Annotated in this window: 14 protein-coding genes and 1 pseudogene; 10 read left to right on the top strand and 5 right to left on the bottom strand. The window is 43.1% G+C overall.

Going from position 1 to position 14641, the window contains the following annotated elements; genetic code table 11:
• The first annotated feature begins 96 nt into the window (after window positions 1–96).
• The 3 genes from nagB (at window position 97) to L2748_RS03695 (ending at window position 2329) form a co-directional block, all read left to right on the top strand.
• Window positions 97–888: a glucosamine-6-phosphate deaminase gene (nagB, locus tag L2748_RS03705; protein ID WP_220780311.1), complete on the top strand. Its 792-nt coding sequence runs from the start codon at window positions 97–99 to the stop codon at window positions 886–888.
• 202 nt (window positions 889–1090) lie between these two features.
• Window positions 1091–1627 carry an SRPBCC family protein gene (locus L2748_RS03700; protein ID WP_220780312.1) on the top strand — a complete coding sequence of 179 codons (537 nt, stop codon included), beginning with the start codon at window positions 1091–1093 and terminating at the stop codon, window positions 1625–1627.
• A gap of 30 nt (window positions 1628–1657) precedes the next feature.
• Window positions 1658–2329 carry a nitroreductase family protein gene (locus L2748_RS03695; protein ID WP_220780313.1) on the top strand — a complete coding sequence of 224 codons (672 nt, stop codon included), beginning with the start codon at window positions 1658–1660 and terminating at the stop codon, window positions 2327–2329.
• Between the two features lie 112 nt (window positions 2330–2441).
• Here L2748_RS03695 and hmpA read toward each other — a convergent pair whose 3' ends face one another.
• On the bottom strand, window positions 2442–3644 hold the full coding sequence (gene hmpA / locus L2748_RS03690; protein ID WP_220780314.1) for an NO-inducible flavohemoprotein: 1203 nt from the start codon (window positions 3642–3644) through the stop codon (window positions 2442–2444).
• 258 nt (window positions 3645–3902) lie between these two features.
• Here hmpA and norR point away from each other — a divergent pair, with 258 nt between their 5' ends.
• The 5 genes from norR to L2748_RS03665 all read left to right on the top strand — a co-directional run bounded on the left by norR (window position 3903) and on the right by L2748_RS03665 (window position 8681).
• Window positions 3903–5495, top strand: coding sequence for a nitric oxide reductase transcriptional regulator NorR (gene norR, locus L2748_RS03685; protein ID WP_220780315.1), 1593 nt, complete (start codon window positions 3903–3905; stop codon window positions 5493–5495).
• Window positions 5496–5542: 47 nt separating this feature from the next.
• Window positions 5543–5860 carry a cupin domain-containing protein gene (locus L2748_RS03680; RefSeq protein ID WP_220780316.1) on the top strand — a complete coding sequence of 106 codons (318 nt, stop codon included), beginning with the start codon at window positions 5543–5545 and terminating at the stop codon, window positions 5858–5860.
• Between the two features lie 50 nt (window positions 5861–5910).
• Window positions 5911–6117, top strand: coding sequence for a zinc ribbon domain-containing protein (locus tag L2748_RS03675; RefSeq protein ID WP_220780317.1), 207 nt, complete (start codon window positions 5911–5913; stop codon window positions 6115–6117).
• Window positions 6118–6381: 264 nt separating this feature from the next.
• Window positions 6382–8253 carry a peptidase U32 family protein gene (locus L2748_RS03670; protein WP_373317189.1) on the top strand — a complete coding sequence of 624 codons (1872 nt, stop codon included), beginning with the start codon at window positions 6382–6384 and terminating at the stop codon, window positions 8251–8253.
• 53 nt (window positions 8254–8306) lie between these two features.
• Entirely contained in the window at window positions 8307–8681 is a 375-nt protein-coding gene (locus L2748_RS03665) for a PH domain-containing protein (protein WP_220780319.1), read from the top strand.
• 49 nt (window positions 8682–8730) lie between these two features.
• Here L2748_RS03665 and L2748_RS03660 read toward each other — a convergent pair whose 3' ends face one another.
• Window positions 8731–9924, bottom strand: a complete 1194-nt coding sequence (locus L2748_RS03660) for an AAA family ATPase (protein WP_220780320.1) — start codon at window positions 9922–9924, stop codon at window positions 8731–8733.
• A gap of 69 nt (window positions 9925–9993) precedes the next feature.
• Complete coding sequence (locus tag L2748_RS03655) at window positions 9994–10425, bottom strand: GNAT family N-acetyltransferase (protein ID WP_220780321.1); 432 nt, start codon at window positions 10423–10425, stop codon at window positions 9994–9996.
• Between the two features lie 104 nt (window positions 10426–10529).
• Between L2748_RS03655 and L2748_RS03650 the strand changes: the two genes are divergently transcribed.
• Window positions 10530–10967 (top strand): HNH endonuclease, encoded by a 438-nt coding sequence (locus L2748_RS03650; RefSeq protein WP_220780322.1) that lies wholly within the window; start codon window positions 10530–10532, stop codon window positions 10965–10967.
• A gap of 86 nt (window positions 10968–11053) precedes the next feature.
• On the opposite strand, the pseudogene L2748_RS24610 reads toward L2748_RS03650, so the two are convergent.
• Window positions 11054–12037: pseudogene (locus L2748_RS24610) on the bottom strand (methyl-accepting chemotaxis protein); the annotation flags it as partial.
• A 996-nt stretch (window positions 12038–13033) separates the two neighbouring features.
• Here L2748_RS24610 and L2748_RS03640 point away from each other — a divergent pair.
• Complete coding sequence (locus L2748_RS03640; RefSeq protein ID WP_220780324.1) at window positions 13034–13837, top strand: autotransporter outer membrane beta-barrel domain-containing protein; 804 nt, start codon at window positions 13034–13036, stop codon at window positions 13835–13837.
• Between the two features lie 139 nt (window positions 13838–13976).
• On the opposite strand, the gene L2748_RS03635 is transcribed toward L2748_RS03640, so the two are convergent.
• A complete protein-coding gene (locus L2748_RS03635; RefSeq protein WP_220780325.1) occupies window positions 13977–14420 on the bottom strand; it encodes a SufE family protein in 444 nt (147 codons plus the stop codon).
• Between the last annotated feature and the right edge of the window lie 221 nt (window positions 14421–14641).

Genomic DNA, 14641 nt, shown 5'->3' with positions numbered 1-14641 from the left:
GAAATATAATTCATATTTTTAGCTATGGTAAAGCAGTTAGTCAGACTTTGCTGGCGAGCTTTGAATGTGGGTAACAACTGATATTGGATCAAATCTATGCAAATCGTAATATTAAAAGACAGTGCCTCGGTTGCTGAATATGGCGCCAACATTTTTATTAAGCAGCTGCAAAAAAAGGCTGATTCAGTATTAGGTTTAGCAACAGGCTCAACGCCTGTATCGCTTTATCAAGGATTAATCGCAGCTAATAAGGCTAAGCAGATCTCTTTCTCTGGCGTTAAGACTTTTAACTTAGACGAATATCTAGGTCTAGAAGGTACGCATCCACAAAGTTATCGCTACTTTATGAATGAGCAGCTATTTGACCATATCGATATCGATAAATCACAAACGTTTGTGCCGCCGGGCGATGCAGAAAATCCAATCGAAGCCTGCCAAGGTTACGAAGAGCAAATTAAGGCAGCTGGTGGGATCGATATTCAACTATTAGGTATTGGACGTAATGGTCATATTGGCTTTAACGAGCCTTCATCTGGTTTGATGTCACGCACTCGAGTTAAAACGTTAACGAAGGCGACCATTGATGATAATGCGCGCTTTTTTGCAGTCGACGAATACCAACCGCATCTTTCTATCACTATGGGCATTGGCACTATTTTAGATGCGAAAAAAGTGGTGTTATTAGCAACTGGTGAAAATAAAGCTGACGCGATTAAAGCGACTGTAGAAGGCGCGTTAACTGCTGCCTGCCCAGCATCTGCTCTGCAACTGCACCAAGATGCTGTGTTAGTGATTGACGAAGCCGCAGCCTCAAAGTTAGCTGATTGTGATTTCTATAAGCATATTGAAGCTGAGAATCAAAACTTAATGGCTAAGTTAGGTTTGTAATTTCCCTAGCTTGATTGGTTAGCATTATTCACTTGAAAAAAGACAAGCATTGCTTGTCTTTTTTGTTGGTTAAATTCATTCCACCTAGACGAAAAACATTTGCCTTATTTGTCAATATTTAAAGTATGGGCTTATGCTTAATTGACCTTGTAAGCTCATCATTAAGCAGGGGATTGCATACCGACTTAAGGAGTGAATCACGATGTTTAAGAAATTAGTCCTATTGGTGCTAGTTATTATTGCCTTGCCTTTTATTGTTGCCTTGTTCGTAGATAAAAATTACTCAGTAACCGAAAAAATCACCATAGATAAACCCGTTGTAGAGGTGTTTGGTTATATTAAGTACCTTAAAAACCAAGATAACTATAGTGTGTGGGCGCAGATGGATCCTGATATGCAAAAGAGTTATCGAGGTACAGATGGCATGGAAGGGTTTGTTGCTGGCTGGCAAAGTGATAAAGAAGATGTCGGTGCTGGTGAGCAAGAAATTTTGCGTATAGATGAGGGTAGACGTATTGATTATGAGTTGAGGGTCTTTAGGCCTTTTGAATCAACAGATTTAGCCTTTATGGAAGCAAAAGCTTTGTCACCGAATCAAACGCAGGTTACTTGGGGTTTTGATGGGCACTTAGATTACCCTATGAATTTGATGTTTCTGTTTATGGATTTTGAAGGCATGATAGGTAAAGATTTAAGCCAAGGGTTAGATCAGCTTAAGTCAGTTGTTGAGACTCAATAATAACCAAAATGCAATAATCAAGGATTCGATATGACGCAAGCACACCATCCACTGAATGACTTTATTGAATACCCGCAAGCAGAGATGCTTGAGCGCGCTGAGCAAAACTATCAACAGGTGCAGCGTCGTCATTCTATCCGCAAATTTTCAGACCGCGCAGTACCAAAAGAAATTATCGAGAAGTGTATTCTAGCAGCAGGCACCGCGCCCAATGGTGCTAACCATCAGCCGTGGCATTTTGTTGCCATTAATAGCCCTGAAATAAAAGCGCAAATTCGCCATGAGGCTGAAGCGCTAGAGCAAGCTTTTTATGCTGGCCGAGCAGGGGAAGAGTGGCTTGATGCGCTTAAACCATTAGGCACTAATGCCGATAAACCTTACCTTGAGCATGCTCCTTGGTTAATCGCCATTTTTAGTAAAAAACGCTCTGAAGAAGAGGGTGAGCAGAAAACTAATTATTACGTGCATGAATCAGTTGGCATTGCGACAGGCTTTTTAATTCAGGCGCTGCATAACGCAGGCTTAGGTACCTTGACCCACACACCCAAACCCATGTCTTTTTTAAGTAAGGTTTGCGGTCGCGATAATGCCAATGAGCGGCCGTATATGCTGATTATTGCAGGTTACCCAGGTGACGATGCCACCGTGCCAGAACATGCACTGCAGAAAAAGTCGCTTGCTGAGATCTGTGACTTTATCTAAATACACTTTAGAGAAAATGCGATAGTTGATAGTTGATAGTTGATAGATGACAAAAAAGGACGCCAATTAGGCGTCCGCTTCTGTATGACTTGTTTAAACGCCCTTAGCGGTTTTAGAGATCAGAATGAGGGCCAAACACTTCATAGTGAATACGATCATCGCTAACCCCAAGCGCTAATAATTGTTGTTTGGCAAACTGCATAAAGGCCACCGGTCCACATAGGTAATAATCGCCATCAGTTAGTGGTAGCGAGTCTTTAAGCGCGGCAAGGTTCATAAACCCTTGATGGATGTTAGCGGTATTTATTACGTCATTGGCGTTACCGATATCACGATACCAAGTATGGTGTTCAAGCTTAAGTTGTAGTCCCAGTGATTCGACTCTTTGATTAAATGAATGTTGCTCAACACCTTCACAGGCGTGCAGGTAGAACACAGGTTTGGCAAAAGATTTAGACGCTAGCATTTCTAGCATTGATTGCATGGGAGTGACACCAACGCCAGCCGAGATCAACACCACTGGTGCTTCGCGTTCTTCGTAATGAAAATCCCCCGCTGGAGGGTAAACGTCAATCGTGTCGCCAACATTAACGTGATCATGCAAATAGTTAGATACCACTCCAGGTACGCCCATGGCTTCTTTTTTCACTGAAATACGATATTGCTTACCGTTAGGTTTATCGGACAAAGAATACTGACGAATTTCTTGGTAGTCATGGTTAATTGGTGCAACGCTAACACCTAAATATTGTCCTGATTCAAAATCAATCACTGCTTTGTCGTCCACAGGAGCAAGCACAAAGCTAGTCACTAGCTCAGACTCTTTGGTTTTAGCGATAACCTTAAACTCACGCGCCCCTTTCCAGCCGCCGGCTTCGGTTTCATTTCTGTGGTAGAGAGTGGCTTCTCTATCGATAAATATGCCCGCTAACACGCCATAAGCGGCTGCCCACGCTTCTTCTACATCTGGCGTAAAGGCATCAGGCGCTAATTCGCGTAAGGTTTCTAATAAGTGATGACCCACAATTGGGTAATGCTCTGGTTGAATATTAAAGCTAGTGTGTTTGTGGGCAATACGCTCTACTGCGCCGCTTAGTGCGCCTAAGTTATCGATATTTTTAGCATAGGCCGCGACAGCATTAAAAAGCGCCGCGGGTTGGCCGCCAGAATGTTGATGGCTCAAGTTAAAGATATGCTTTAGCTCTGGGTTATGGGCAAACATGCGCTGGTAAAAATGTTCGGTAATTGCAGTGCCAGCTGACTCAAGTAATGGAATAGTGCTTTTGACTGTGCTGATATGTTTTGCAGATAACATCTAAATATCCTTTATTGATTATTTAACGTCCCGAGTGCGAACGCGTAGGTCTTAAGCCTTGTATAGCGAGAACTATGCCAAGTTATAAAAAGGCCTTTATGGAGGCTTTTTAGGGCGTTAACCTTGTTTTTGTAGTCTAAATGACTCTTGAGTTTTGTAGTCTTTTTGACTTGAATGGTCGGTTTTGTGCTTTTTAGGGGCCGCATGCTAAGCTTGAGCAAGCGAGTGGTTCAGCATGCACAAATAAGGTTATCGTCAGTGAGTGAAATATCTTCTACCGCTTTAATAGAGCTAGCATTAAATCTAACTAATAGTCTGACAGCCAACGACAGGTTCGAGCGCTTACTCAGTACAGTGCGTCAGGCTGTGCCATGTGACGCGGTCGTTTTACTGCATGTGCAAGGCGACTACCTCAAGCCGCTAGCATTACAAGGCTTGACCAAAGAAACCTTGGGCCGACGCTTTGAGATAGCTGCCCATGGCCGTTTTGAGCAGATCTGCAAATCAACCACGCCACTACGATTTGCTGCCGACAGCCCGTTAGCTGATCCCTATGACGGTCTGCTATTAGCTCATGAAGGTGATTTACCGGTACATGCTTGTATGGGGCTACCTTTGTTATCTGATAATAAGCTTATAGGCGTGCTTACACTCGACAGCATGGTGCCTAATGTTTTTGATGACATCCCCAACCGCACCTTAGATATTATTGCCGCTATGTCTGCTGCCACGCTAAAGACCGCCATGATGCTGCAACAACTAGAGCAACACTCAAAGCACAATCAACAAGTGGTGGCAGAGCTTACTCACGAAGCACTGATTAAAGATGGCGGCGAACTGATTGGCGAGAGCGCCAGTATGCGTAAACTCAAACAAGAAATTGAGATGGTAGCGGCATCGAACTTTTCAATTTTGATTGAAGGCGAGACCGGTGTAGGTAAAGAGTTAGTCGCCCGTACATTGCACCGACAATCAAGCCGGCGTGACGGGCCGCTTGTTTATGTTAACTGTGCAGCCTTGCCTGAAAACTTAATAGAGAGTGAACTGTTTGGGCACGTGAAAGGGGCATTTACGGGGGCAGAACGCACCCGTACAGGTAAGTTTCATTTAGCCAGCGGCGGCACGATTTTCTTAGATGAAATTGGTGAGTTACCGCTAGCGGCGCAAAGCAAACTGCTCAGAGTACTACAAAACCAAGAGATCCAAGTGGTCGGTAAAGATGATGTTGAGTATGTGGATGTGCGTATTGTCGCTGCGACTAACAGGCAATTACGTGACGAGGTCGAACAGGGGCGTTTTCGCGCCGATCTATACCATAGATTAAGCGTTTACCCCGTTGCCGTTCCGCCGCTTAGGCAGCGTGAGGGCGATATTAGTCTGTTATGCGGCTACTTTATTGAATCTACCCGCCGAAAGCTGGGCATGACGCAACTGACTCTGGCTAAAAATGCTATTAAGGTGCTAAGTGATTACGATTGGCCTGGCAATGTGCGTGAACTAGAGCATGTGATTAGCCGTGCGGCGTTAAGAGCCAGAAGCGACAGTCACTCGCCAATAGTGCGTATTGGTTTGACTCATTTGGCATTGATGTTACCGAAAGATAAAGTACTTAACGGTGGTGAACCATTGCAGGCGGATAATGTATATAAGGATGCCGCGCAAACTGCTATCAACCTTAAACAGCAAACTGATGATTTTCAGCGGCAACTTATTTTGCAATACCTATCAGAGCAAAATGGTAATTGGTCTGCTACCGCTGCACGATTGCAGGTGGACCGCGCGAACTTAAATCGGCTCGCTAAGCGTTTAGGTATTCGAGTCAGCAAGCGTATTGAGGTTAAGCCGGAGTAAAGCTGAGGATATTCAGCATCGCATTGATTATTAAACAGGGAACGCAGATGCAAAAGCACAATATTTTAAGCGATTTACCAGATGATTTATCACAAGAAGTCTTCGAGCCAATCGTTAAAACCGATACTGTGTTGATTGAAAGAATCATTTCTAAAGCCCATGTGACACCTAAAGGCCAATGGTACGATCAAGCTCACAGTGAATGGGTGATGGTGATGCAAGGCGCTGCCACACTTGAATTTGTCGATGGCGAGCAAGTGGAGTTAACTGCGGGGGAGCACATTAATATTGGCGCTAATGTGAAGCATCGGGTTGCTTGGACAAGTGAAGAGGTAGAGACTATTTGGTTAGCGGTGCATTATTAAACGCTGACTAAATATAAAATACTAACTTAAACCCAGCGATAGGAGCCAATATGCAACATGATAAATGGGCGTGCCCCAAGTGTAATCAACGCGAGTTTGAAACCGGTGAGATTCGCGTGTCAGGTGGTTTTTGGTCACGTATTTTTGATATGCAAAACAAGCGTTACTACGCGGTAACCTGCTCAAATTGCAGTTACACCGAGTTTTATAAAGGCAAGTCATCAGCGCTGGGTAATGCCTTTGACCTGTTTACATAACAAGATATGGCTGTTGGCTTATACCGATTGGTATTAATGGCGGCTAAAACTATCCTGTTATTTATGCGCAGAAGTTAACAGCAAATTGTTCAAAAATTGATTTTATATTAGCTAACGCCAAAGCTGGCGATTTTTGCTATAATCTTCGCCCAAAATATTTGTGTTAACCCTTTTTGAGTGATTTTTATGAGCAATGTTGGCATCTATACTCCTAGCGATAAGCCTGACGACACGGCTAATGACGCGGTGCATACTCCACTGGAGATGCAAAATAACCGTTTAGAGCTGTTGGCTCCGGCTAAAAATGCCGACTATGGTATCGAAGCGATTCGCCATGGTGCCGACGCTGTATACATTGGTGGTCCGGCTTTTGGTGCTCGCGCAACTGCGGGTAACAGTGTTGAAGACATTGCTCGTCTATGTACGTTTGCTCATCAATATCACGCCCAAGTGTTTGTTGCTATCAATACTATTTTGATGGACGACGAATTAGATGCGGCGCAAAAGCTCATCTGGGAAGTCTACGAAGCGGGCGCGGATGCGCTTATCGTACAAGACATGGGTATTTTACAACTTGATTTACCGCCTATTGCGCTGCACGCTAGTACGCAAATGGATAACCGTAGCCCAGAAAAAGTGGCGTTCTTAGAGCAGGTGGGTTTCTCGCAAGTGGTACTTGCCCGTGAACTCGGCTTAAGCCAAATTCGCGATGTTGCCGCAAAGACCAACATGCAAATTGAGTTCTTTATTCATGGTGCATTGTGCGTTGCTTATAGCGGTCTATGTAACTTAAGCCACTCGTTTAGTAATCGTAGCGCTAACCGCGGTGAATGCTCGCAGATGTGTCGTTTACCGGGCGAGCTTAAAACCCGTCAAGGTGACGTACTGGCGCAAAACGAGCACTTATTATCACTTAAAGATAATAACCAAACTGATAATTTAGAAGCTTTGATTGATGCGGGCGTACGCTCGTTTAAGATTGAGGGCCGCCTAAAAGATTTAAGCTACGTTAAAAACGTCACAGCTCATTATCGCCAAGAGCTAGATAAAATCATGGCGCGCCGCTCTGAGTTTGTCGCTTCCTCTCATGGTCGCTGTGAGCATACCTTTACCCCAGATCCTGAAAAGACATTTAACCGCGGCCGCACCGATTACTTTGTTAACGAGCGTAGCCAGGGCGTGAGTGACTTCCGCTCGCCAAAATACATTGGTGAAGAAGTGGCAACCGTTAAGCATATTGGTAAAGACTTTATTGAAGTCACCTCAACTGAAACCTTTAACAATGGTGACGGTTTGTGCTTTTTCCCAAGCGATTATGCAGAAGCCAAGCAGTCAGATGATAAGTTAAAAGGCCTGCGTGTTAACCGCGCCGAAGGCTTAAAACTATTTGTACTGCGTATGCCAAAAGAGCTTAAAGTGGGCATGACGATCTATCGTAACCACAACCAAGCCTTTGAGTCTGTACTGGCTAAAGAGTCATCAAAGCGTATTATTGGCGTTGATCTAGTATTAGCCGATACCGCTGACGGCGTATCACTGACCATGACCGACATTTATGGTCACAGTGCCACTCAGTCATTAGCCATGGTCAAAACTGCGGCAACTGATATTGAAAAAGCCCAGCAAGGCCTACGTAAACAGCTGGCAAAATTGGGTAGTACCGACTTTACCGCGCATAACATTTTAATCGAAACTGCTGAGACTTGGTTTATTCCAACCTCGATATTGAACGGCCTGCGCCGTGATACGGTTGCTGCGTTAGAGCAAGCACGAGTCAATGATTATGTGCGCCCGAAAGCGTGGAAATATAATCAAGACGCCGTGTATCCAGTTAAGCACTTAAGCTATTTAGGCAACGTAGCTAACGAGCAAGCTAAAGCGTTTTATCAGCGCCATGGTGTGATTGAAATTCAAGATACCTATGAGAAAAATGGTATTAGCGAAGATGTGCCTCTTATGGTCACTAAGCATTGCCTACGTTTTAACTTTAACCTTTGTCCAAAAGAAGTGCCGGGGATCAAGGCCGATCCTATGGTTTTAGAAATTGGTAAAGATGTGCTTAAGCTAGTGTTTGACTGCCCGAAATGTGAAATGATGGTGGTTGGCGAGAACAGACAAGTTCGCACACCTGATTAGATCCCTCGCACGTCGGCGGATCCAATTTACTCACACTATTAAGGAAAATAGACATGGGATTATTAGATTCGCTGATGGGCAATGCATCTGAGGTTAACCTGGATGAGTTAACCCAAGAGTTAAGAGCTATTATGGCTGACAATGAGTCGTTAACCTTGGCTTATAAGGTTATTCGCGACATGTTTGTGTTTACCAACAAGCGCCTGATCTTAATTGATAAGCAGGGCGTTACCGGTAAAAAGGTGAGCTACCATTCGGTGCCATATAAGTCGATTACCCATTTTGAAGTGGAAACCGCCGGCACCTTTGACATGGACGCCGAGTTAAAGATTTGGATCTCTGGTCAAAAAGATCCGCTAGTGAAAGAGCTTAAGCGTGGCACTGACGTGGTCGGTATTCAAAAGACCATTGCCAACATGTCGCTATAGCTTCTCAAAGTAAGCAAATGCCAATCGCAGCGATTAATCGATAAATGTATTAGCTGCGATTTTGCCATTGCCAGCTTGGCTTAGTTAAATTATCCTGCCCAACGATTTCAGTTTGCCCTAACTGCTTATCTAGCTCTATTAAATTACAATCTTCAAACTGATTTAAAGCGTTAATTAACCTATTGGCGTGAGATACAACCCATAACTGACAATGCTCTGACGCTTTGGCTATCAATCGCGATAATGCTGGCAGTAAGTCTGGGTGTAAGCTGGTCTCAGGTTCATTAAGTACCATTAGCTCAGGCGGTCTCGGGGTGAGCAGTGCTGCAACCAATAGTAAATACCTTAAAGTTCCGTCAGATAGTTCAGATGCCGACAACGGTCTTAGTAGCCCGTGTTGATGAAACTGAATACTTAAGCTGCCATTAGACTCATAGCTAATCACCACATGTGCGCCGGGAAAGGCGTCGCTAACTGCATCATCAAAAGCTTGTTTGTCACCAATTTCAAAGATGGTTTGAATCGCAGAGGCCAAGTCTCTGCCATCATGATGTAACACTGGGGTTTGGGTGCCAAGGTGAGACTTTCTTGCTGGTGCATCGCAGTCACTTCTGAAATGATCGTAGAAGCGCCATGCGCGAATATTGTCCCGTAGGCGAATTACCTCTGGTGTGCGCTGCGGATCGGCAAGCTCAGTAAAAATACTGTCGCTATGCTGCATTTGCACATTGAGGGTTTGCCAACCGGCTTGCAGTTTTTGCTCAACTTTACGCTCAGCACGGGTTTTTATTAATGCGCCACGGCGCTCTAATAGTACGCTAGCAGGGCGATATTGATTACCGACCCAAATCGCTTCGCGTTTAATTTGTGGATCTAAGCCAAACAAGGTGGTGGAGTCGGGCTTTGGTAAACCTAGCTCAATCAGATAACTAAACTCATCACTGGCAAAACCAAGCTTCAAGCGTTTTACTTGTTGGCGCACAGTAGGCTCTATATCCACTTCACCCGCTAACATACGTTTGGAAATATTTTCAGGTCCAGCCCAAAAACTTGAATCAAGCCCGCCTTCTTGAGCAAGCGAATTTACTACGCCGCCTTGTGCGGTTTGCGCAAGTAATCGCAACGCTTTATAAAGGTTAGATTTGCCGGAGCCATTAGCGCCCGTCACCAAGTTTAGCTGCGATAAAGGGATCACCACATCTCGTAGAGAACGATAATTCTGAATGGCTAAGGTGGTCAGCATAGTGGTTCAATTACCTTTTGTGGTGCTTATTACTTAATGCGATCTCTGGGCATTGGCTAAAGTCAGCGCTTAATCCTGTACTTGATAAATATCAGGCTGCCAATTTTGCATTAGAGAATGCGGGTTTTCTATGGGCTTAAAGCCAAACTGAGTATAAAGATCGTGAGCATCTCTGGTTGCTAGCATTATACGCCGTAAACCTTGTAGCTCAGAGTGTTCGCTAATGGTCGACATCAGTAACTTACTTAACCCAAGACCTCTATATGGCTCAAGAATAAACACATCGGCCAAATAAGCAAAGGTGGACTTATCAGTTATCAGGCGGGCAAAACCTACTTGTTGATGTTCACTGTTTAATACCGCGAAACAGAGTGAATGATTAATTGCCTTTTCTAAGGTATCCCTTGGGATCCCCCTTGCCCAATAGCTTTGGCTGATAAAGTTGTATATCACATCGAAATCAAACTGGGTTTTATCGGTGGTAACGCTAAATCCATTCATGCGCTAATCTTTCCTTATGTGGCTTAACCTCTAGTTAATGTTACCTTATACCTTTCGATAAAGGCTTTAAATTGGAAAGTGGCAAATAGCAAAAGGAGTTGAGTATGTGGTCGGTAACATTCCAGAGTGAGAGTCGACGAAGTAAGCCTTATAAGACGGAGAAGGGGGCGCTTAAAGCGATATGCAAGTGGCTAAAAGCCAATGAAGAGCAAGGAATTGAAGGCCATGCGATCTTGATTGCGCCCGATCAAGCTCCTGAGCGTTATGATGATTGGCAGGCGTTATCTTTTACCGATGAGTCAAAGCCAGATTTTTATCAATCAGGAAAGTGGTTAAGGTTACGGATGCAAGCGTTTGAGTTGTACGGCTCTCGCTGTGCTTGTTGTGGTATTACACCAGCGCAAGGCGCCATAATGCATGTAGACCACATTAAACCTCGATCTAAATATCCAGAGTTAGAACTCGAACTCACTAATTTACAAATCCTTTGCGAAGATTGTAATAAAGGTAAGTCTAACCTATCAGATAAAAAGTGGCGTTAGAGTTGGTAGTGTTAGTGATTGCTGAATTTATGGTCGCTTGCTACTAAACTAAACCGCCGTGATCTTAGCGATCACGGCTTGTCTTATTACACTTTAAAGTTAGCTAATTGCTGTTGTAATGCTTGATTCATTGAATCGATATCTTGGCAGCATTGGCTTGTTAACTGTGTGCTGTGCGCTACCGTATTAATTTGTAAGTTAATACGATTCATGTTTTCACTCAGCGCAGCTGTGACATCGGTTTGTTGGTGTGAAGCAAAAGCCACCGAGGTATTGATATCACTGATCTGCGAAACTGATGTGGCGATTTGATGTAAGGCAACGCCGGTATTATCGGTATGATTAACCGCATTATCTGTTTGCTGACCAGAATCGACAAATGCTTGTACAGCTTCGCCAGAGATCTGTTGTAGCCTTTGCACCATGGCATGAATTTCTGTTGTTGATTGCTGAGTGCGGCCGGCAAGTGTGCGCACTTCATCTGCGACAACGGCAAAGCCGCGACCTTGCTCGCCGGCTCTGGCAGCTTCGATTGCTGCGTTAAGCGCTAACAAGTTTGTTTGCTCAGCAATGTTATTAATTACATCTACCACAGAGCCAATTTCCAGACAGTTCTCTTGTAGCGTCTTAATCACTTCACTCGCGCGACCCATCTGTGTAGAAAGCTCATGAATGCTAGCTTTTGTGGTATCCACAACCGCTAACCCTTGCTGTGTGGCTTCATTGGAGTCATTGGCGTTGCTTGCTGCACGTTCTGCGCTGCTGGCAATTTCATTAGCTGCTTGCGCCATTTCATTAATGGATTGAGAAATGGCGGTAACTTCATTTTGTTGTTCTATCATTGCGTGACTAGCGTCTTGAGCATGCTCAGACATTTGCACTTGCGCGTGGGACAATTGCTCTGCAATTTTGATGACGTTACCTAATAACGTTTGTAGCTTTTCGATGAAGTGATCAAATTCAATTGCAATTTGACCAATTTCATCTTTTGAGTCGATACCTAAACGAGCGGTTAGGTCGCCATTGCCTTTAGCTATATTTTGAATCTGACTTAATAGTAGGTTTAATCTTGAAGTAATAAGTCCTGGGAAGAAAATAATAATTAATAGACAAAGTGATAGTCCGAGCACTAAACCAAAATAGGAAATATTTTGGTTGTAGTTGATTTCATTACTTGCGCTGGTAACTGACTTTTCAGAAGCGGCTAAAGTAGCATTAAGTAACACATCAACGATATCTCGCATCTGCTCAAAAATAACTTCGTTATTTAAGGATACTTGAATTAGCGTGTCGACATCATACTTATTAGTGTTGCTAAAATACTGGGTGGTTGATTGCTGCCATTTTTGACTAAGATTTAGGTATTGGCGAACTTCGCGATCATGTATAGGCGCTAATTTAAGCTTACTTAAATTATGATAACTTGGTACTCGTTCTGCCGCTTGGTCTATGTTCTTTATATAGTTGTCAAATAGCTCTTTATATTCAGTCTGAGAGCTGGCTGATACTGCAATAAGGCTTTTTTCTGCAAGCATGGCTTGATGTAAGTCCGTATCTGCTTTTAACAATACCGTTTGAGTTGGTATGTAAGCTTGGGCAATATGTTCGCTGTCAGCCTCGATGGCAGCTAACATTGCAATGGTTGATACCGACATGATGGTGAATAAACAAGCAATAATTGAAATGGGTATAGTTAGCTTGGTTCTAAAAGATAAATTGTTAAATGACAACATGCCAAATCCTTTGTGAAAAAAATCAAAATCAAAATCAAAATCAAAATCAAAATCAACTCTCGCGCGAATATACAATGTCTATAAGTTAATTCATAGTTAATATTTCTTTAATGAATGAGTGTTTGTTGTTCTTTTATCGTTTATTTGATTTGGTAAAAGATATTTCTATTTTAAATAACTGGTGTCTGTAAAATTAATATCTCGATTTTTCTGTTTGTATTATGTGTTTTTGTTCTGTTATTTGTTTATTTCTTTTGAAATAAGTTGATTTTTTTGGTGCTTGGTATTAAAAGGTGTCCCAAATTTTATTTGTATTAACAACTAGGTTTATCAGTGAATCGTTATTTAATTTTGGCTGCGGGTCTATTATTGAGCCAGACAGCATCAGCCGTTGATATTGAACTAAAACAAAAAGTAAAATTAAGAGACAGTGTCAATGTACGTTCCTCTAGTTTTGCTGATGATGGTTCATTAACTCAAAGCGCTAAAAAGAAAGAACGTACCTCTTATCAGGCAAAGCTGCTATTTAGTTTTGATCCTGATTTTTATGGATTGAACCCATACTTCCACTTAGGTTATGAGTGGGAAGATAAAACGGTCGAGCATACAAGCGGTAGTTTAGATAAGTCTTACCATGAGAAGCACGTTAATCAGTTTATTGGCGTTGGGGTAAAATACAAAGCTAAGCAAATTCTAGGCGCAGAGCAGATTAAATTTGATTGGCGCTTTGAGCGTTGGTTTGATGTCGATGTAGAGCGCCATCATCTTGGGCAAGATGCTAGCGATTTAGCGGGTAACTTTGACGGTTATGAAGCTAAATTCAAGATCGAAGCCGTTTATGCAACACCTTGGCTGCAGTGGATTGTAGAGCCACGTATCGACTATTCTTACGCATTCCAAGATGAATGGCATAACGACACTGTCGCCGATGATTTACAAATTAGTGAGCGTGAACATGGCGTTGAAGCCCGCTTATTGATGACCTATATCGTACCTAGTGCGTTGCCGTTAACCTTATCACTTGGTCCAGAGTGGGTATATGAACATAAGTCAGAACAAGATATTGGGTATCAGAAAATGACGATGTCATGCTTGCCACGTTTATGGCGACGTTCGAGCTACCAAATCAAGGTTTAGAGTTCGAGTTTTGGGCAAATCATCAGCTAGATGGTGAGCTACAAGGCGAGAACAATTTTGAATTAAAAATGGATTGGAAATTCTAATCGAATAAATGGTGCCGTTATCGAGTTGACGGCACCATTAACCTTAGTCAGACTTATGCTGTGTCTTTTATTGCTTTAGCCAGTGCTAGCAGACCATTAGTACGCGATGGGCTCAGCTGACCTTGCAAACCTAATTGACTGAAATAGCTATTAGGATCAAAGGTTCTAATTTCGGCACTGTTTTTACCGTTACAGGCAATCAGCAATAGTGCGACTAGGCCTTTTACTATGCGGGCGTCACTATCGGCGACAAAATAATGCAGGCCATCAATTTCACTGTGGTACAACCAAGCATTGCTCTCACAGCCGCGTACCTGCGCGCTATCAACACGTAAGTCATCATCAAGTTTAGCTAAGCTTTTACCCAGTAACATGATTTGACGATAACGTTCCTGCCAGTTACCCGCTTGTTCAAATAGCGTCAATGTCGCTTGCAGATCGCTATTAAGTGTTGCGGCTAAAAACTGTGCTTTAGTTGGTTGAACTGGCTGACTCATTGGGTGACCTAAATTATATTAATCAGTGGTTTAATTAAAACAGGTTTGGCTTTGCCCCACTAATATGACGGCATAAATGCCGACCTACTATTGTGACTCTGGTGGTTTTTGCTTTATGTCTTTACTCAGTAATTACCGTTTTAGTTTTTTCTAAAACTAAGCACCTGTATTCTGTCTTATGTAGGTTGGGCTTTAGCCCATCTAATATGACGGCATAAATG

Source organism: Shewanella sairae (assembly GCF_023283535.1).
Taxonomy (GTDB): domain Bacteria; phylum Pseudomonadota; class Gammaproteobacteria; order Enterobacterales; family Shewanellaceae; genus Shewanella; species Shewanella sairae.
This window is presented reverse-complemented; position numbering and strand designations above follow the sequence as displayed.